The sequence below is a fragment of the Olleya sp. Hel_I_94 genome, assembly GCF_007827365.1.
Classification (GTDB): Bacteria; Bacteroidota; Bacteroidia; order Flavobacteriales; family Flavobacteriaceae; genus Olleya.
Window position 1 is genome coordinate 88,856 of sequence record NZ_VISI01000001.1, and the last position, 20,680, is coordinate 109,535.

The 20,680-nt window shown below is 30.9% G+C and carries 18 protein-coding genes; 2 read left to right on the forward strand and 16 right to left on the reverse strand.

Translation table 11 applies throughout. The features are described 5' to 3' along the window. Window positions 1–4: 4 nt before the first annotated feature. Window positions 5–754: a CDP-alcohol phosphatidyltransferase family protein gene (locus JM82_RS00435; protein WP_145000154.1), complete on the reverse strand. Its 750-nt coding sequence runs from the start codon at window positions 752–754 to the stop codon at window positions 5–7. A 204-nt stretch (window positions 755–958) separates the two neighbouring features. Here JM82_RS00435 and JM82_RS00440 point away from each other — a divergent pair, with 204 nt between their 5' ends. Next, window positions 959–1,945, forward strand: coding sequence for a PorV/PorQ family protein (locus tag JM82_RS00440; protein ID WP_145001090.1), 987 nt, complete (start codon window positions 959–961; stop codon window positions 1,943–1,945). A gap of 14 nt (window positions 1,946–1,959) precedes the next feature. Next, window positions 1,960–3,141: a DUF4105 domain-containing protein gene (locus JM82_RS00445; protein ID WP_145000156.1), complete on the forward strand. Its 1,182-nt coding sequence runs from the start codon at window positions 1,960–1,962 to the stop codon at window positions 3,139–3,141. Here the strand turns inward: JM82_RS00445 and JM82_RS00450 are convergent, their stop codons facing one another. The 15 genes from JM82_RS00450 to JM82_RS00520 form a co-directional block, all read right to left on the reverse strand. Beyond that, window positions 3,142–4,536 carry a sugar transferase gene (locus JM82_RS00450; RefSeq protein ID WP_145000158.1) on the reverse strand — a complete coding sequence of 465 codons (1,395 nt, stop codon included), beginning with the start codon at window positions 4,534–4,536 and terminating at the stop codon, window positions 3,142–3,144. 59 nt (window positions 4,537–4,595) lie between these two features. Further along, window positions 4,596–5,606, reverse strand: coding sequence for a glycosyltransferase family 4 protein (locus tag JM82_RS00455; protein ID WP_145000160.1), 1,011 nt, complete (start codon window positions 5,604–5,606; stop codon window positions 4,596–4,598). Next, on the reverse strand, window positions 5,569–6,915 hold the full coding sequence (locus tag JM82_RS00460) for an O-antigen ligase family protein (RefSeq protein WP_145000163.1): 1,347 nt from the start codon (window positions 6,913–6,915) through the stop codon (window positions 5,569–5,571). The genes JM82_RS00455 and JM82_RS00460 overlap by 38 nt, the downstream gene beginning before the upstream one ends. Before the next feature lie 5 nt (window positions 6,916–6,920). Further along, entirely contained in the window at window positions 6,921–7,991 is a 1,071-nt protein-coding gene (locus tag JM82_RS00465) for a glycosyltransferase (protein ID WP_145000165.1), read from the reverse strand. Further along, window positions 7,991–9,112 carry a glycosyltransferase gene (locus tag JM82_RS00470; RefSeq protein WP_145000168.1) on the reverse strand — a complete coding sequence of 374 codons (1,122 nt, stop codon included), beginning with the start codon at window positions 9,110–9,112 and terminating at the stop codon, window positions 7,991–7,993. Before JM82_RS00470 ends, JM82_RS00465 begins: the two co-directional genes overlap by 1 nt. Further along, complete coding sequence (locus tag JM82_RS00475) at window positions 9,112–10,110, reverse strand: glycosyltransferase family 2 protein (RefSeq protein ID WP_145000170.1); 999 nt, start codon at window positions 10,108–10,110, stop codon at window positions 9,112–9,114. The genes JM82_RS00470 and JM82_RS00475 overlap by 1 nt, the downstream gene beginning before the upstream one ends. Before the next feature lie 6 nt (window positions 10,111–10,116). Next, on the reverse strand, window positions 10,117–11,142 hold the full coding sequence (locus tag JM82_RS00480; RefSeq protein WP_145000172.1) for an exostosin family protein: 1,026 nt from the start codon (window positions 11,140–11,142) through the stop codon (window positions 10,117–10,119). Continuing rightward, window positions 11,135–11,995 (reverse strand): FkbM family methyltransferase, encoded by an 861-nt coding sequence (locus JM82_RS00485; RefSeq protein WP_186439162.1) that lies wholly within the window; start codon window positions 11,993–11,995, stop codon window positions 11,135–11,137. The genes JM82_RS00480 and JM82_RS00485 overlap by 8 nt, the downstream gene beginning before the upstream one ends. A 1-nt stretch (window position 11,996) precedes the next feature. Continuing rightward, a complete protein-coding gene (locus JM82_RS00490) occupies window positions 11,997–13,544 on the reverse strand; it encodes a glycosyltransferase family 2 protein (RefSeq protein WP_145000177.1) in 1,548 nt (515 codons plus the stop codon). Window positions 13,545–13,551: 7 nt separating this feature from the next. Beyond that, complete coding sequence (locus JM82_RS00495) at window positions 13,552–14,706, reverse strand: glycosyltransferase family 4 protein (protein WP_145000180.1); 1,155 nt, start codon at window positions 14,704–14,706, stop codon at window positions 13,552–13,554. A gap of 74 nt (window positions 14,707–14,780) precedes the next feature. Beyond that, window positions 14,781–16,175 carry a UDP-glycosyltransferase gene (locus tag JM82_RS00500; protein ID WP_145000182.1) on the reverse strand — a complete coding sequence of 465 codons (1,395 nt, stop codon included), beginning with the start codon at window positions 16,173–16,175 and terminating at the stop codon, window positions 14,781–14,783. A 15-nt stretch (window positions 16,176–16,190) separates the two neighbouring features. After that, window positions 16,191–17,066: an N-acetylneuraminate synthase family protein gene (locus JM82_RS00505; RefSeq protein ID WP_145000185.1), complete on the reverse strand. Its 876-nt coding sequence runs from the start codon at window positions 17,064–17,066 to the stop codon at window positions 16,191–16,193. A gap of 8 nt (window positions 17,067–17,074) precedes the next feature. Further along, window positions 17,075–18,229 carry an acylneuraminate cytidylyltransferase gene (locus JM82_RS00510; protein ID WP_145000188.1) on the reverse strand — a complete coding sequence of 385 codons (1,155 nt, stop codon included), beginning with the start codon at window positions 18,227–18,229 and terminating at the stop codon, window positions 17,075–17,077. Window positions 18,230–18,323: 94 nt separating this feature from the next. Continuing rightward, window positions 18,324–19,226 (reverse strand): hypothetical protein, encoded by a 903-nt coding sequence (locus tag JM82_RS00515; RefSeq protein ID WP_145000191.1) that lies wholly within the window; start codon window positions 19,224–19,226, stop codon window positions 18,324–18,326. Between the two features lie 2 nt (window positions 19,227–19,228). Further along, complete coding sequence (locus JM82_RS00520; RefSeq protein ID WP_145000193.1) at window positions 19,229–20,668, reverse strand: MBOAT family O-acyltransferase; 1,440 nt, start codon at window positions 20,666–20,668, stop codon at window positions 19,229–19,231. Window positions 20,669–20,680: the final 12 nt, after the last annotated feature.

The following is a 20,680-nucleotide window of genomic DNA, read 5'->3' on the forward strand; positions in this document are numbered from 1 at the left end:
GGTATTAATTGATGTTATTAAATAAGGATAGTAATATGTATAGTATTATTATTAAAGGGATTGCTGCAAAATGCAACACCACTAAAAGCACAATACTTAAGATTATAAAAATGTAACGTACTGCATTTGACTTAAAACTCCAGTTTTTAAATTTTAAGGCAAATAGTTTTACAGATGAATTTAATATGTAACAACTTAAAATAGTTAACACAATTAAAAACCATTTATTAAGTATAATACTATTTATTAAATCATTATTCTGAAATTCTAAAATTAACGGTAATGATAAAATTAGTAAGGCATTAGCAGGTGTTGGTAGTCCTTTAAAATAACTTTGTTGTTCTTCGTCAAGATTAAAACGAGCCAATCTATAAGCAGATGCTAATGTTATAAACAGCCCAATAAATGGTAATAAGTTAAATGTATAACCTGTCCATTGCATAGTTTCTGACCACTCATCAATGGATGTTACTGCTTTACTATTACTAGCTAATTCTAACAGTTTAAAAACTACTATTCCTGGTACTAATCCACTAGTTACCATATCTGCCAAACTATCTAATTGTAAACCTAAATCGCTTTGCACATTTAACTTTCTTGCTAACAAACCATCAAAAAAATCAAAAAAGATACCTAAAAACACAAAAAAGGCAGCAAAATTAAAGTGGTTATTAACAGCAAATATGACTGCCACACTTCCGCTAAATAAATTAAGAAGTGTGATAAAATTTGGTATAAAAGCTTTGATGTTCATCAGTTAGTTTTTTGTAAAAATAACAAAGTATTTGAGTCTATTCCAAACACTATGCAATATAGTATTAAAATTGAAGTTTAATATATAGAAAAATTATAGCATCTTTGTAAAAAAAAATTGAAATTGAAAGTAAGTTTACTAGCCTTTTTATTACTGAGTGTCTCATTATCTTTTGCTCAAACCCGAAAATATTCAAACGAATTTATGAATATTGGTGTGGATGCAGCAGCTTTAGGGATGAGCAATGCTACCGTTGCTAGAACCAACGATGTAAATTCTGGCTATTGGAATCCTGCTGGATTAATTAAACTAGAAGACAATCAATTAGCCTTAATGCACTCTAGTTACTTTGCTAATATTGCAAATTATGACTATGCAGCTTTTGCAATGCCTTTAGATGATAATAGTGCTTTCGGAATCTCTTTAATACGTTTTGCTGTGGATGATATCCTAGATACTACACAGCTTATAGATGAACAAGGTAATGTTAACTATGACCGAATCAGCTTATTTTCTACAGCAGATTACGGTTTAACTTTATCTTACGCTAGAGACTTACCGCTAGAAGGGTTAAGTTATGGTGTTAATGCTAAAATTATTAGACGTATTATAGGAGACTTTGCTTCAAGTTGGGGTTTTGGTTTGGATGCTGCTATTCAATTTGAAAGTAATAATAATTGGAAATTTGGTATCATGGCACGTGACATTACCACAACTTTTAATGCTTGGACTATTAATGAAGATGAATTTGCTAAAGTCCAAAATGCAGTAGAAGGTCAAAATCAAGAATTACCAGAAACCACCGAAATTACAATACCAAAACTACAATTAGGTGTAGCTAAATTATATCGTTTTCATTATGATTATACACTGGAAGCAGAGCTAGATTTAAACGTAAGATTTGAGCAAAATAATGATGTTATATCAACCTCTTTTGCTAGTATAAATCCTGCTTTAGGTTTAGAGTTTGGCTATATTGATATGATTTATCTTAGAACAGGTGTTGGTAATTTTCAAAATGAATTACAGATAGACAACTCTGAAGATTTAACGTTTCAACCAAGTTTTGGTGTCGGTTTTAAATATAAAGGCATCCAAGTAGATTACGCGTTTACAGATATTGGCGATCAAAGCGTTGCTTTGTATTCTAATGTATTTTCGTTAAAACTAGATTTTAGCGTTTTTAGATAAGTTATCTTTGTAGCATGAGACTATTATTATACATTGTTTTTGTACTTAGTACAACTACAGGATTTACACAAGCAATACCTTTATCCCAGGACACGACAGTAAGTGTTATCACATTTGGACCAGGCAGTAACTTAAACGATGCTTTTGGGCATAATGCCATCCGTATTAAATCCCGATTTGCCGATATTGCATATGACTTTGGCAGGTATAATTTTGACGATCCAAATTTTTATTTAGATTTTGCTAGAGGAAAACTTAACTATCTACAAGGTAAATCCAATTATAAAAACTTTATAGCGTTTTATATTAGTGAAAATCGCACAATAAAAGAGCAACAACTGCGCTTAACACAAGCTGAAACCAAGCAACTATATGATTATTTAGAGGCTAATTACAAGAAAGATCAAGGAGCTTATCTATATGATTTTTTTTATGATAATTGCGCCACTAAAATAAGAGATGTCATTGAAACTACTTTAGACGGAAATCTAGAGTATAACCTACCAAAAGACTATAAACAGCAAACTTTTAGACAATTAATTGACCATAATTTACATTGGAATACTTGGGGAAGCTTTGGGATAGATATTGCCTTAGGGTCTATAATTGATAGACAAGCAACGCCAAGAGAACAGCTTTTTTTACCTGAAAAAGTTAATCAGTTTTTTGAGCTTGCTACTTTAAAGGATTCAAAAGAAAAATTGGTTACTGCATCTAAAACAATCTTTACTAAAAAAGGAGAAAACGAAAATAAAAACAGCTTTTTTCTAACTAGTCCATTACTGTTAACATTGGTTTTAGCATTGGTTATTCTTTATATAACCTATAGCGATAATAAAAATAACGCTAGAAACAAAGGGTTAGATTTAGCCCTATTTACAGTCACAGGACTAATAGGTATTTTACTATTTTTATTATGGTTTGCAACAGATCATACAGGTACTACTTACAACTACAATTTATTATGGGCTTTTCCTTTAAGTCTGTTTTGTATCCTACAAATTTTAAAGACTAGTCCTAAAAAATGGTTTATAGCTTATATTAAATTTTCAATTTTAATGTTATGCTTGATTGTGATGCATTGGACTATAGGTGTGCAACGCTTTGCTCCTGCTTTAGCACCTTTATTACTAGCGTTAGCAGTTAGGTATATATACCTTTTAAGGTTTTATAAATTAACCGAAAATAAAGCCTAATTATTGTCCTCTAAAAAAGATGACAGTACTTAACGTTTTAACTATAATATTGATGTCTAATAAAAAGCCTCTATGCTTAATATAGTACAAATCATATTGTAATTTTAATAAACTATCATCAACGCTTGAACCATAGCGTGCTTTAACCTGAGCCCAACCTGTTAGTCCTGGTTTAACGATATGTCTGGTTTCGTAAAAAGGAATGACTTGGGACAATTCGTCTACAAAATAAGGACGCTCTGGTCTAGGACCAATCAAACTCATATCACCTTTTAAAATATTTAAAAATTGTGGTATTTCGTCCAATCTAGTAACTCTTAAAAACTTACCAAAAGCTGTAATTCTAGTATCATTTTTTGTTGCCCAAACAGCTCCTGCTGCTTCTGCATTTTTAACCATAGTCCTATACTTAAAAATCTTGAAAGGGATTCCGTTTTTTCCAACACGTTCTTGAGTGTAAAATAACGCACCTCTATTACCCAAAGCGTTACCAATTAAAATAAAAGGTAAAATTAGTAATCCTAAAAACAAACCAACTAGTGATAACAAAATATCAAAAAGACGTCTGTAGGCTAAATATAATTTATTTTTATTGTTTCGACTAAATGGAAAATATTTATAAAAATCCTTCCCAACAAACTGTACAGGAACACGATAGGTTATATCTTCATAAACCTGAGTATACTCTTTTATTGGAAACCCTTTTTCTAATAAAGTAATTAAATCGGAATATATATTAGAAGTAATGTTTTCTGAATTATAGCTTGCAATTACGACTTCAGATATATTTTCATCTTTAATTATCTGATGCATTTTAGAAGGCTCGTATTCCTTTAACCCTTTATATTTTATAGTGTCTTTGTTACTTGTTTCGCAATTAATAAATCCAATAATCTTATAATTAGGATCTGCACTTGCAAAAGCATCAACAATAGTTTTAATATTAGATATTTCGCCTACTAAAAGCACCCTTTTAAAAAATCTAGGGGAAGAAATGAATGTGATATAAGCCCATCTCCAAAAATATAAACCAAACAAAATAGCCAAATAAAAATATAATATTTGTAATCTATTTTCGGGTAACGATGGTGTGTAAAACGGAGTTAAAAGATAAAATAAAACAGTTACTGAGGTGGTAAGCAAAACCGTACCAAGGACGGTATCCAATCGACTTGATTTTTGTAAATCATACAATTCTAAGACGGTTCCAAAAACGGTTATATAAATAGCAAGCACAATAAACCAAGTCCAATGTTGGTCATACACTTTAAAGTAGTCAAAGTCAAAAAAAGTACTGACTGTAAAAAGTGAAGCACCAATAAAAAGCAAATCAAATAAACGTAAAAGAATTTTGCGTTCAGAAATTTCAAAGTGGATACCACTACTTTTATTCATGTTAACGGATTGGTAGAATTATTTCAAAGATAACAAGTAAATGTTTTAAACCAAGTTTTTTACTTTAAAGTGCTAATCCATTTTTGTTTAACGGTATTCCAATTAAATTGTTCTGATTTATTCCTGGCAGAAGTAATTACAGATTGTGTCCATTTTGGATTGTTCTTATAATATAATACGGCTTTAACAAATGCCTTTACATCATTTGCAGGCACTAATTGTCCATCTATAGTATTATCAATTAAAAAAGGTAAACCACCTACATGTGTTGACACTATAGGCAACCCTAAAGCCATAGCTTCGATAACGCTTACAGGTGTATTATCAAAATTAGTGGTATTAATAAATACATTGTAATTTTTAGATAAAGCAATCCATTCTTCTTTAGTCAATTTCCCTGTAAAGGATACCTCTAAACCTAGATTGCTGGCATATTTTTTAACTTCTTGTAAACTACCATCATTGTCTGGACCAACCATGCACAACGAACAATTGTAACCTTTTTTCTTTAATTCAGATAAGACATTGATTGCTAATTTTGGATTGTACAAATTTGAAAAAGAACGTACCCAAAGTAGATCTATGGTATCTATTTCTCTAACTAAAAAAGGATAATTTATAATGTCAATACTATTTGGTATCACTTCTACATTTATATAACCTTTTTCTTTAAAAGATGCTTTAATATAATTTGAAGGTGCAATATTAACATATGCATTTTTAAAGATAGTAGCACTTAATTTAGGGTTTTTAATAAGCCGAATAGGTAAATTCCCTCCGTGTAAAATAGGAATGTATTTTAAGCCTAATATTTTACATAACTTACTTACAGCATAGGCGTAATAAAAATTTAGCGTACTGTATGTATCGATTAATACATAGTCGGTGGATTGTCTGTGTTTAAAAACGGTCCATAGCATATGGATTAATCTCAAAAAGATATTTTTATAACTAGAGGCATAAGTTATTTTAAAACCAGATGCTTCAAGATTTGTACCTAAAGTATCAATGGTTGTAGCTGTTTTACCTGAACTAATTAATTTGTTGCCTATGTATACTAGGTTTGTCATTTATAATATGTAATAAACTTAATGCGTAAATAAAGGCTGGTGCAGCAATTCGCATCGCAGAATGATTTATTGTAAGTAACCAAAACAAATAGCAAGAAAAAAATAAAACATTATTCCTGTTTTTTAATCTATAAAACAAAGGCACTAACAATAGTATACTTAGCGCTAAAACACCCAATAAGCCATGCTCTGAAATAATACGACCTATCTCATTATGTGACGCTGCATGTATACCAGTTCTCTGAAAACGCAAATCTTTTACTCGTCCTACGCCTACACCTAAAAAAGGATTAGCAATAAATTCTTCAAATTCAGCTAAAAATAAGTCACCGCGACCGGTTGTTACATCACTTTTTTCATGACCCATAGCATTTTGATTAGAATATCGTTTTTCAATCATGCCATTAGTTTGATCAGTCGAAATAATCCATGTCAAAATTGCAATACTTAAAAATAAAAAAATAGAAGTTATCATTCTTTTTTTATTTTTTTCATCCATGGATTTATATTGAAAAAAAATAAAAAACAAAATCATCAATATGGCTGTATATACACCTCCTCTACTAAAAGTTACAATTGCCCTAAAAGCGAATATTAATATTAAAAACAGGTCTAAATACTTTACTAATTTTGTTTTACTAAAATAAAAAAAACGAACTGTCATTAAAAAAAAACCTAACCCTAACACTGTAGACATTTGATTAGGACCAAAACCTCCCGAGGTATCAAAATTAGAACCTGTTCCTGAAGATACTGCTGCGACATTTGGATTATACATAATAACAAAGACCAAAGTGCTTATTAATGGATAAACAATAAAGTTAACTATAGACTCAAGTTGTTTTTTAGTAATGGACAAGTCATAACATAATAAAGCTGAAACACCTAAACAAACCGGACCACTTAAATTAAAAGCTATGGCTTTTCTCACATTACCACTAATATCTAACAAATATAACGACAGATAAATACTTGGAATTAATAATAATATATAAAGTAAGTAAGGTGAAGCTTTTTTATTAAAGCCACTATAAAACAACCCTGTAATTGAAAATATTATAACAATATATTTACTTGCCTCATAAAAAGGTCCGCTATTAGTCATACGAAGGATTACCTCTGCTCCAATAATATAAGCACAAGCCCTTACAACTTCAAAAGACTTTAAATTTGGTTTAGCACTTATTATTCTATAAAATAAATACAAAACTATGCTATAAAAATAAAGATTTCCTAAAATTCTTGAATAGTAGATTAAAATCCCAATTATTATATGTAAGCCTAATATTTTTAGATAGTTATTTTGCATTTAGATTATAATCGTGAATACATTTTTAAAATTGAATCTAGCTGGGAACATTCTGAAAAATTAGTTTTGACTACATCTTTTAAGTTTATCGAACAAGCGTACCTAAGCCTTAAGTCTTCAATATATAATATTATAGCTTGACTTAAAGAGATAGTATCTTCTGATGGCACTATTAATCCCGTGATTTTACTTTTTACTACCAAACTACAATCCCCTACATTTGTACAAATAACAGGTAGTCCTGCTAATCCATACTCTAACAATGCCAAAGGTAAGCCTTCAGATTTTGAAGACAAAACACCTATTGTACTTTGCTGTAAAATAGCAGAAGTATCTGCACAACTACCATAAATAAAGACCGACGTTTCTAATTTATTTAAATTAATAAAGTCAAAAATAGATTTAGAATATGCATCTTTAAAATCTTGACCTACTAAATGCAAAGTCCACATTGGTTCAGTTATTAAAACCGCTTTAAAAGCTTTCAATAAATTTAAATGATCTTTTTGTGGTCTTAAATTTGCTAAGCAAACAATACGCTTACCTTCTACTCCTTTTAATTTTGTAGTTAGCGGATTATTATTTTTTACTGCATAATTAGGTAAATAACTAACCGATTTCACTTTAAGTGTCGTTTTTGCCCAAGCTTCTAATTTAGAATTTACACTAAATATGTGGTTAAAAAAACGCGAACAAAATTTTAAAACCTGCTTTGGTCGTTGCTTTAAAAATTCGCTTTTACCATAATGATCATGCCAAACCAATTTTAATTTGGGCTGTAACAACTTAATTATAGTTGCTAAAAAAAAAGACGAACCATGTGCATGAACAATTTGTATTTTTTCGTCCTTAATAAATTGGTATAAAAGCTTAATAGCTTTACTATCTAAGGTTGTTTTTTTATTTAAAAATAAATAGCCAACGTCTTTATTTAATTCGCCTTTCAAAAGTCCCTCTGCTCTGGTAGCACACAAATAACTTGCATCAACAATATCTAGTAAACCGTTTGCGTAATTAACAGCAACGCGCTCTGCTCCTCCTGCTTCTAAGCTATCAATTAATTGTAGTACTTTCATTAGTTAGAGTTTATTAAACGTTTAATTTCAGTCTCAAACACATCTAAAGTGTACTGTTGTGACCAGTCTGACGCCTTTATAGATTGTTCGCGTAAAAAGGCTTTATCTAACAAACAGCTTTCAATGTTATTAACTGCAGACGCTAAATCAGGTGTTATCAAGAGGCCTCTTTTTCCATAATCTAGCATATTAGGGACACAAGATATTGACGTTGCAATGGGTATAACGCCATAAAACATAGCTTCGGCTAAGGCTTTTGGCCAACCTTCGGACTTTGACGCTAATATTGAAAAATGTGATTGTTTTAATGCTGCTTTTATGGTTTCACCGGTTTGATTTCCGTTTAAAACGATATACTTCCCTAAGTTATTTTGATCTATGTATTGCTGTAATTCGTTTTTTAAAACGCCATCTCCATATAATGCTAAGTGACTTGCAATCCCTTTTTTAATTAATTTTTCAACGATTTGTATGGCCAATAATGGACGTTTACCTTCAACCAAACTACCAACAAAAATAAAATGTAAGTCAGCAGAATAATCTCTTAAAGGAATCGCTTCTCGGTCTTCATTTTTAAAGGTTGCTGTAAAGAATGACTTGATATTTTTAGTTTGATTTTTCCATTCTCCATAAACTAAAGCAGTCATGTTTTTAGTCAAAGTGGTATTTGAAAGTATTTTTTTTTGAAGTTTGTAACTTAAGGGTTGTTGTGCATTTGGATCCCAATTACCTGCATATTTGGCAGTTTTTAATTTATTCGGAAAAAATAGCTGAACCAAACACCCTAACAATCCAATGTTTCCTGGACATCTTAAATGAATATGATCTGCACGTCTACAAGCCTGAAATAACCTATATAAAATAAATGGGATAGCCAATAAAGACTTTAAACCACTACTAAAATTGATAAAAGCGATGGATGGTATTGGCGTAAATTTAATATTACTATGCTGATAAGCAATATCGATTTCAGAAATTGGTATATCTGTTATAGGAGCTACAATTTCAACCTCATCTACATAGTTTAACCACAAATTCATTTCACGCACATAAGGTGCGTAAGCAAACCATTGCTGATTTTTGGGCTTATGGAAAACATGAGTGATGATTAAAAATCGCATTATTGAATTTTGGGTTTGTTAAATATAAGCGAAATCCAACCAATGTTACGACCTAACGTTTCGGTTAATACTTTTAATTTTTCTTTGGAAGTAATTATATTTGTCGCTCTAATGGTGATCAATAATAACTCGGTAGCATGAAATTTAAAGCTAGCTTTTAAAGTAGGATTTGGATATTTGACGCGCCACACATACCAACTGTTTCTAACTACCATTTTACCATATTTATACTGGTTTGGTCGTCCAGAACCATCATGATAATGAGCCAGTTTAGCATTAGTATTAATATATAATGGTCCTAATTTAGCTAGTCTTATTGAAAAATCGGCATCTTCATACAAGCCATAACCTTCAAAATAAGTTGAAAATGATAAACGCTTAAAGACTTCTTTTTTATAACTAGACACGCCACCCATGAGTTGTTCGACTTCATAAATTTTACCTGAAGGAGGTAAAAAACTAACAGAACGTCCATGAGCAAAAGTTGGTAAAAAACCAGGATTTATATCAGGTTGCAAACCAAAAATAGTTCTAATTTTAAATCTTGAAGGCTCTTGACGCATCCAATTATCAAAATAGAATTTTGAAGCGTTATTAGTTTTGTCTGAGACTTCCCAATTGACTTCGTTTGTGATGTAACCTCCAACAGCTAGGGCTTTTGGATGGGTTTGATATGTAGTAATTAATTGCTGAAAATAATCACTTTCTAAAACAACATCATCATCCAAAAAGCAAACAATGTCAATAGATTTATCGACTTTACTAATTCCAAAATTACGTTGCTTGGTTAATCCTCTATTAGCCTCATCAACTTTAAAATAACTAAGACTATGGAATGTGTTTTCACTTAAAACTGATTCAGTTCCAGAATTGGTAGAGCCATCTATTACAAGAATTTCATTAGGATACAAGGTCTGCAAGGCTACGGACTTTAAAAGCGTAAGGATAGCTTTTGGTCGCATATAGGTACAAATGACTAATGAAAAAGACAAATTCATGAATTCCTATTTAGTTTTAAACTGATTATAAATCTTTAAAAAATAAGCGTCGCGTTGCAACGTATTAAGCCATAAGTTACGATTAGAATGTTGGATATTCTCAAATTCAGATGCTGATAACCCTTTATGAAATTCTAAAATTTGATCTGCTATTTTAATGTGACTTGATGCATCCAAAATTAAACAATGTTTAGTCCAATCTATGCGATTACTCAATGGTAACCTACAATCTGTATTTAACAAAATAGGAATGCGTCCTACAGCCAAAGTTTCGTAAAATCTAACCGAAAAATTCCCAACACCTCTTATACAAAAAGTATAGGCATTGTTAAATAGATTATTATAAAATTGCTGAGTAGTCTCTTGTTGTGTTTCAATAGTTTGCGAGCCTGCTCTATATTTAGTTCTAAGTATAAAATTGGTTTCTAAATCTTCATTTACAGCTAGTCGTTTTAAATAGTTGGCACGCTTTACACTTGATGGGTAAAACCACTGTTTATCTGCTAGTATTTTGTTACACTTTCTTTTAACTTGATATTTTAAATGATTGGTATAGTCTTTTAAATATTTTAAAACGCCAGATTGTGCATGACCAACAAAACCAATACTTGGCTTATTTGTTTTTTTTAAAACAGAAAAACCTTGAGTCAAAACGGAAGCATACGGATCGTTTATAAAAGACGGTAAAACATAAGTATTTGTATCCATTTTACTATCAAAACCACCTAACCTAAAGGTATAACTATTAGGTATATAATTAGTAAACCCATAGTCTCCAGCAGTATAAATCCATATAGGAAGCTTTGCTGTTTTAGCAGCTTTTAAAAGATCTAAAAAGGGGGACCTTTGTTTTAAAAATATTGCATAATCTAATGGTAAAACGACAATATTTGCGTCTTCAATATTAGAAACAATACTGTACTTTTCAAGTAGTCTTTGGTTTTGCTTAAATACCAAATCAAATAACAACGGAAAGACTTGACGTCGATACGCTTCGGTTAAAAAATTAGTATTTGTGAATAGTTTAAGCATTTGGGTTTATATCGTTTTTAATAAAAAGTGTATTAAATTTATGCCTATTAAACGTTTTAATCTTTGTTATTTGCTTACTTTTGGGTTCATAAAGGGCAGGTATAAAGTTATGTTTCGTTATTAAATCAAAAACTGCTTGATCCTCAAAATTAAATTTAGAACCCGAGTTATTAAACTCAACTAACAAATACTTTAAACTAGGGTTAGACAATGTATAATGTGCTCCTTTTAACACCTTATACTCATAACCTTCAACATCAATTTTTATAAAAACTGGATTTTCATTTTTAAGTATTTGATCTAAAGTTTTTACTTCCACTTTAACAGTATTACTATTTTCTTCTAGCGACACACTATTCATTACTGTGTTATTAGTTGTAAAACTAAGCGTCTCACTTTTATCTCCAATACCTATATTTAATAAAGTTATGTATGAGGTTAAATTATTTAATTTAATATTTCTATTCAGTTTATCCATTGTCGTTTTTATTGGCTCTATAGCTATAGATTTTGCTTTACAAATTCCGCTTGCTAATAAACTAAAGTGCCCTAAATTTGCTCCTACGTCTACAAATAATTCATCTTTTTTAAGGCTATCTATCAAAAACATAGAATCTTCATAATCCATTAATTTATAATAGATATTTCCAACTAAACCAGCATCGCCTTTTTCTGCATAAAACTTTAAACCATTTATCCAATTATACATTCTTGGTTTTTTAAATATAAATTGTGTGATATTAAATGAAAAATAACGCATTAATGCAACTAAAGAGGCATCTTTAGTTAAAGGATGTTTTTTTATAGTGTTATATCTTAATAAAATTCTTTTTATAGATTTACTTACATTCATCTTAAACATTTGGTAATTTAGCACACCAAAATTGACTACGTTTCCATTGTTTTTTATAATAGGTAATATAGGTCCATGGGTTTTTAATATCACTATTTTTATAGCTGCGTAAACCTAATAATAGTTTATAACCTAATAATTGTTTTGGTGTAAAATAAGTTTGATACAACAACTGTATGGTTGGTGATGGTTTTGGTGCAATTTTATCATCTGACCATGGATGTGTAACTTTAGTACGATAACCACCAATTGGTGCTTTAAGATGGTCTATTTTTATGTCTGCAAAGTACACCACATCTTCTCCTAAATTTCGCAACTGCATTCCAAAATCGGTATCTTCTCCATAGTTAAACTCGTAGTTTAAATTAAATTTCACCTTTTGGATTAGGCTTGATTTTATAATACTATTTCCTGCCCCAAAAATACTAGTCTGTGCTGTTTTTAAATAGGTTTGCACCTCATTGGCTTGCAAATAAACTGTTATACCTACTTGGACACCATATTGGCCAATATGGTTAAATAAAGACTCAATTAATTTGGAGTCAAACCTATTATCATCATCTCCTAAAAAGGTCCATTCACTGTCTACTTGAGATAAGGCTAAGTTACGTGCATTACAAACACCTGATTGATGCGTAAAGGTGTGTTTAATTGTAAAAGGCCACTCTTGATTGTTTAAATAATTTAATTCTGACACAGATCCCTCTAAAGGATTTTGCTCTACAATAATCACATTTTTAGGCATTAGCGTTTGGGCAGCTAAATCTTTTAAAACATCGTATAAATATTGTTTTCTACCAATGGTAGGGATGATAACATCAATCTCGTGTTTAGTAATTACAGTTTTGGTGGACTGAATTGGTATTGCTTCTAAATTAAATGTTGTGCTGAGTTTTTTTACAAATAGGCTTCTGATTAATGGTAATAGCGTTATTTTTTTTTCAAAAATCAATAATCCAAAACTTAAAAAAAATACCCAAACCCATTTGTAATGTTGCTTAACAAACTTAAACAGAGTAAACGTTGAAGCCTGCTTTATTATGTCCAATGATTTAGAACCAGGTTTTAGCAATCTAGGTTCTGAATAACAAAATAGACCTTCTGAAGTAGTCAATTTAGCTAAAGATGTTAAAAAATAATCAGCGTTTTGATTAAAATTTAATTGTTTGTTTAATAAAATTAACACTGCTGTATTGATTCCTCCTACATGACTACTCATCAGCCAAGTTGGAAAGGTTACAGTTTTATTAATTTTTAACACAAAAGAACGCTCTATATAACCTAATTGCTTAGGAAAATAATCTGTCTCTGTCGGGTTAAAACTTGCTAAAACACGATTATGATGAAATATATCATTTAAAGCCTCACTATTCAAATAATTTAAAAGAATTTGATGACACCATACTACTAATTGATTATCAAATTGCAATGCAATTAATTGCAAAGTTTTAGGCATAGATTTACCCAACTCAAAATTAGATATAGGCTTAAAGTTATCATCTAAAATTGAAATTACTTTATTCTTGTTATGAACTATAATCAATGCCATTAATATCTTAAACTCTTTTTAAAATTACATCGTTATAAAAGGTAATATTTTTATCTGCAATACAATTAATATCGAAAGATAATTCAGTTTTTTTTCTAGCAGCACGACCTATTGTTGCCGATAACTCAGGATCTTTAAATAATCTTAATATGGTTTTACTGTAAGTTTCAATATCCGAAGGATGCACTAAAAATCCATTCACACCATCATGAATCAGCTCTTGTGCCCAACCAATGCTAGTATTTACCACCGGTTTTTGTAAAGCCATACTCTCTATAGTAACCATACCTAAAGTTTCAGCAAAACTAGGAAAAGTACAAACATGGGCTTTTTTAATATGTGCTTTAACATCACTGTAAGGTATTTTACCTAAATACTCTACATTTTGTTTTGCTTGATCTGTAAATATAGACTGCATTAAGGCAAAAGTGGACTTGTGTCCTGTTTTTATGTCTGGAGCATCACCTCCTATTAATTTTAATTTAGCGCTAGGTTCTGTTTTTAATATTGTATTAAAAATTTCAGCTAGCTCTAAAACACCTTTTTTCCTAATAATTGTACCAATACATAAAATGGTTTTGTCTTCGTAAACTTTTGGTGTTTGATTCTCAAAGTGACTTAATTGTAAACCATAATGAATAGTTTTAATTTTTTTTCGGTTTAAACCAAAAATCTTAGCAGTCTCTTCTCCTGCAAATGTTGTTGGAGCAATATAAGCTGATGCTTTTAATAAACCCATTTTCTCAAAGAGAAAATTTTTAAACTTTTGTTTGCGTTTATCTAATTTACAAAAGTAAGCATCACTTCCATGTAGTCTAATTACCAACGGAATATTAAATTTCATAAAAGCTGTAATACCAGTCCAATCTGGTGCTTCAATTAAATCTATAGCTTCATACTTAACTACTTTATTAATATAATACTGAAGCTGTTTTCTGTAAAAATACCAAGTAAAGACTTTGTACTTTTTTTTCTTAATTAAATGAATCGTAACACCTTGGTCATCTATGATAGTGTCTTCATTTTGATGATACACAAAAACAGTAACTTGCTCACCTTTATCAACTAAAGCAACTGCTAGATTTTTTATACTAGTGGCTATTCCTGCAGCGTGAGACACTTTAGGATGTGGATACTCTGATGTTAAAAAAGCGATGTGCATGAATTGATAATTGTAAATTATGTTTAGACTGATCTATCAAAGATTTGTAATTCCTTTTTATTTATGTATCAAACTTAATTAAGTATTACGTCAATTGCCTTCCAAATATTTTCTGAGGCTTTAGTGGGTGTGGTACCAACGATAATCTCGTACCATCTTTTTCCTTCTGCCACATTTGATAATTGACCATCTAATATTTGTTTTACTAAATGCTCCAAATCGTTTTTATCGGTACAAAACACTGCTGCTTTATCACTTGGCATACTTCTAAAATGCACGTAGTTATAGTTTTGACATATATCTCTAATCCCTTTTTTAAGTTGCGGTTGCTCATAATTATAATAAATGCAAGCTTTATTATGCGCAACAAAATCAAAAACTGTGGATGAACAAACGTTTGTTACAAACTCTGAATGTTCGCAAACATTATACAACATTTTAAAGTCTTCCTTTGCTGGTAATACCTGGTTCCATTGGTCTCCTATTGGCTTCCAAACGGGATCCAAAACCTCGATAACATCTTTATTAGCTTGGATTACAGCATCGTATCTGGTTGTAAAATCCACGGGACACTTCCTGTAAATAATACCTAAATTTTCGCCTTTAGCATTTAAACGCCTGACTGTATTTACTAAATCTTCTAAATAATATTGATCTAAAGGTGACGTCGTTTCGTCATCACCAGAATAACATATATATTTTTTATTTACGTCTAAATTGTATTGCTTAAAAAAGTCTGCTCGACTTTGTTTTAAGCTAGTATCATAATGTGGTTCAAACTGTGGCGTCCCTGTTACAAACACTTGTTCTGCTTTTACAAAAGGATAGTATTGTAACACTTCACGCTTCATGTGGTCACTCCAAACACAATAATAATCAGTCTCCACCACTTGCATCGCTTTGGGTACATTATCCCATGAGTAAACAAAAGCAACCGTAGGAATGCCTAAATCTTTAGCAGCTAATAACGCACTTATAGATTGTGTGGCACGTTGTGTTGTGCAAAATATTAAATCGGGTTTATGTTGTTGTAATTGTGCTTTACAATAGGCGTATTTAGGATTTTGACGCTCTAATGTATTTATTTTTTGTCTGATTTTTTCAACACCTTTTTCAGAAGAATATAACCCTATAAGTAACTTGGTATATAAACTTTTAAGCGTGTTTTTTACACCTTTATAATTAAAAGGAAACTTATAAGTAGGATACACGTCATCATTAAATTTATCCTGAGACACATTCAATTCGGCTCGCTTTCTAGCACGAGAATAAATTGGTGTTAATGGATGGATTTGATGGTTATCTATCTTAACTTCATTAAAACCCAAATGATCTTTTAACGAAAAAACAGTATTATTCCAATACGTGATATTAAAACCATGCTGTTCTCCAATAGATTTAAAATCTGTGAAGGCAAAGTTGCGTAAACCAACACCATCAGGAAAAAAGACAAATACTTTTTTTTTCATTATAATAAAATCAGATTATCCTTTTTGATTTTTTAATTTATCACGTTGCACTTGCTCTATAGGTAAAATGTCTTGGCTTTTAAATGTTAATGCTTTATGCACTGCATTTAAATCTCTTGATAATTTACGTAATCCCATAGGCTCCAATGACGCAGCATGATCCGTTCCTTTCCAAGTACGATCTAAGGTATAATGACGCTCAATAATTGGTGCACCTAAGGTGTAAGCTGCAACATCTACTGCAATACCTAAATGGTGTCCAGAAAAACCAATATCCTTGACTTGATTACCGTAGTTTTCAATCAATAGATTAATATCTAATAAACAAACATCTTCAAAGGGTACAGGATAGCCAGAGGTACAGTTGTATAATACTAAATCTTTGGCTCTATTGTGTTTAGTAAACAATTTTACTAAATCTTCAATTTCATCTTTAGTGGTCATTCCTGTAGAAATATGAAGTTCGCCTTTGTAATTTTCACATAACCATGCTAACATGATAACATTATTATTACAAGCCGAAGGTATTTTGATAAACTTTGGCTGTAATGAAGCAATCTCTTTTGCTGATGTTAAATCCCAAACAGAGGTTGAATAATCAATACCAATAGATTCGCAAAAATCTTTAAGTTCTTGATGTTGAGCTACATCAAACTCTAAATACTCTCTATGTGCACCATAAGTGTCACCATACGAGTTGGAAGGATTTGGGTGTGGACTATTATATTGTTCTTCCGTTAGCAGCTCAATATTATGACGCTTCTGAAACTTGACAGCATCTACATTACAAAATATTTTAGCCATTTGGATTAACTCTTTAGCAATTTGCATATCGCCTTTATGATTACATCCAATCTCTGCTATGATGTAAGGTTTTTTGTAGGTATTCATGTATTTACTTAATATCTTTTATTATAATTTTTAATAAACTGACAAGCTTCTCTGATGGCTCCTGCTCCAGATGGTTTTGATAATACAACGTCTGCTATGGTTTTAATTTCGGTCATGGCATTTTGTGGTGCTAATGACCAACCAACGCTACAAATATTAGACATATCGTTGACATCATCACCTACATAAGCCACATTATTTAACGAAAAGCCTTGTTGTCTTGATAAGGTTTGAAGTAACGTGTATTTATCTTTTACACCTAAAAACACTTGCTTAATTTGAAGCTTCTGCATGCGTTTTGCAACCAACTCGGATTGCTCACTTGTCATAATCATAACCTCAACGCCAAATTGTCTTAAAATCTCTAATCCCATGCCATCACGCATGTCAAAGCTTTTGGTATGTTCGCCATCCTTGGTATAAGTTATGGTTCCGTCCGTAAAAACTCCATCAACATCTAAGACTAAATGTGTGATTTTCTCAGCTTTTTTTAATTGTTGTTGACGTGCTATTAAAAGGTTTTCTACTGTAATCCAATCGGATTCCGTATCAATTTCGTGTAAACTATCTTCTGGCATTTTAACAATACCTATGTTATTTCCTAGTCTATTTTTATGATCTTGTAACACCTGTTTATTACAAGTATAAACTGCTCCATTCTCGATTAACAAGCCTTCAAAATCTTGACGTCTAGGACGCTTGCTAGGATTGTAGTTTATAGCTGTACCATCTGCATTCCATAAAAAACGATGGGTATTAACAACAGTTAATGCGGAATCTTTCCCGTTATCCAAAGCGGTCAAACAATTATTAATGTCTTGTGCTGTAGTAAAAGGTGACGTCGCTTGTAGTAAGCAAAATACATCAAAATCGTAGTCTATTGTTTCTGCAAATTCCAACATAGCACTTTCTGTGGAAGCAGTATCTGTTGCGCTACTGTCACTTCTTAAAAGCCCTTTGATTTTATCTGTATAATGGTATTCTTTTGTAATAAAATCTAATATGGATTGGTCGTCTGTATACACATAAACCGCATCTAAATTAGAGTGTAATGCTTCACCTAAAACCCAAGTGTACAATGGTCTTCCAACCATTTTACGTTTATTTTTACCAGGAATACCTTTTGACCCTTTACGTAAAGGAATAAAACCTATTGTTTTCATATATTGGGTGACTTTAAAACTTTTTAACAATCGCTAAAATACATAATTTAACAGCGAAAATCTTTCAAAACGTTAATAAAATAAAGCAATCTTATTATTTATTTGAGTTTATAAAATCACTAATTTCTGAGGTGAAAATTTTGGCGCCATCACGTATTAAATGAGATTCATCAAAATAAATAGACTCATTTTTATATATAGGATTTAAGGTGTCATAAATTATAACTGAATTTTCAGAGTTATTTAATTGAATAAAACGTTTCATAAACCCAAAATCAAATGCTTTATAATTTGGAGGAAAAACGGTTATTAGCTTAATGTTATTTGTTTGACATAACATTTGAATAGTTTTAAAAGCTTCTATTTTTTTAGGATTTTCATTGTTGACTTGATAAATCAGTTTTTCATCCTGATACTCCAATGTTATTGGTCTTTTTATTGGGTTTGGCATAGAGCCACAATCTGTTAAAACCTCATTAGGTAATACTTTTTTCTTTTTAGTTGAAAAATCTTTTCTATTAAGCCTTAATAAACCAAAAATTTTCGAACCATAATTACGCTTACCTCTAGCTATTAATTTATTGTTTATATAATTGTATTTTGAAAACGGAAACAATACGTCATCTCTAAAACGCAATGGATTACCCTTAGCAAAAGTATATTTATGGTCTAATAGAAGTAATACTTTTTTAGGTGGTGGGTTAAGTTTAAGATAGGTTTCCAGGATAAATAATTGAAAAATGATATCGACTCCTTTATAAGACAGATTATAGCTAGACAAACCTGTTTCGTTTTCTAACTGACAAGCTAAAATATTATTTGCGCCTCTAGAAGAGCCTATAATAATTAAATCTTTATTAAAACTTCGTGTAACTACTTTTTCTAAACGCCTATCATGTTCTTTTTCTGGAGCATTATTAATAAAGTACCAACTTGCTTTTTCCAATAAAAAGAAAACTATAAAAAACGATAACACCGTAAGTAAAAAACGTTTCATGCTTAAAATTGAAAATATATAAACTCTTGCTGATTATCACTACTAAAAACAAAAATGATAGCGATTATAATCATATAAAAAGCCCATCTAATAACTCTAGATTGTTTAAGCAATAACACTTCTATTGCATATTGCTGACGTCTTCCAATCCATTCTATTCCTATAAAAAATAGAATAAGCACTAGTAAATTAGTTGGTCTAATGGTTGGTGCAGTTAATAAACTAGTACTAAATAGACCTTTTAAATACGTAAATGCATGTGTAACGCTTTCTGCCCTAAAAAAGACCCAAGCAATAACGGTTAGACCAAAAGTAAGTCCCATTTGCACCAGTTCTTTTATATTTGGTAATTTTGAATCTTGTGCTACAACATCTAAATTAGTTCTGTTACGTTTGACCAATAATAATGGTAAAAAATAAAGCGCATTTAAAAATCCCCAAATAATAAATGTCCAATTGGCACCATGCCAAAACCCACTGACTAAAAATATTATAAACGTGTTACGCACTTTCATCCAAGTGCCACCTTGACTTCCTCCTAATGGAATGTATAAATAATCCCGAAACCATGTGGATAAGGATATGTGCCAGCGTCGCCAAAATTCGGCTATATCTCTTGAAAAATATGGAAAGGCAAAGTTTTGCTTTAAGTTAAAACCAAATAATCTTGAGGTTCCGATTGCAATATCAGAATACCCAGAAAAATCACCATAAATCTGAAAAGTAAAAAATAATGCACCTATTAGCAAAGTACTACCAGGATGTTCCGATGAGTTATTAAAGATCTGATTAGCATACTCGGCACAATTGTCTGCAATAACTACTTTTTTAAAAAATCCCCAAAGTATTTGTCTACATCCATCCACAGCTTGACTATAATGAAATTGGCGTTTTTTATAAAACTGTGGCAGCAAATTGGTAGCTCGTTCTATTGGTCCTGCCACTAATTGTGGAAAAAAACTAACAAAGGCTAAAAATGATACAATATCTTGTGTTGGCTCAAGTTTTCGCTTATAAACATCTATGGTGTAACTTAAGGTTTGAAAGGTGTAAAAGCTAATACCAACAGGCAAAATAATATCTAAAGTATTAGGCTGAATTGGACTCCCAAAAAACGAGAAGGCGTCAACAAAACTATCGACAAAGAAATTATAATATTTAAAAAAACCTAAAAACCCTAAGTTAACAAGGATACTGGTCCATAACAACAACTTTCTTTTAGAGGGTTGTACTGTATGGTTTAATTGTAATCCAATGGTGTAATCCACAAGAGAACTAAAAACAATTAAAGATAAAAAACGCCAATCCCACCAGCCATAAAACACATAACTAGCCAAAACTAATAACGCATTTTGAAGTTTTAAATTTTTATTAGTTACAAACCAATAGAGTATAAAAACTATTGGTAAAAACAGGGCGAAGTCTAGGGAGTTAAAATACATTTATCCTGATTT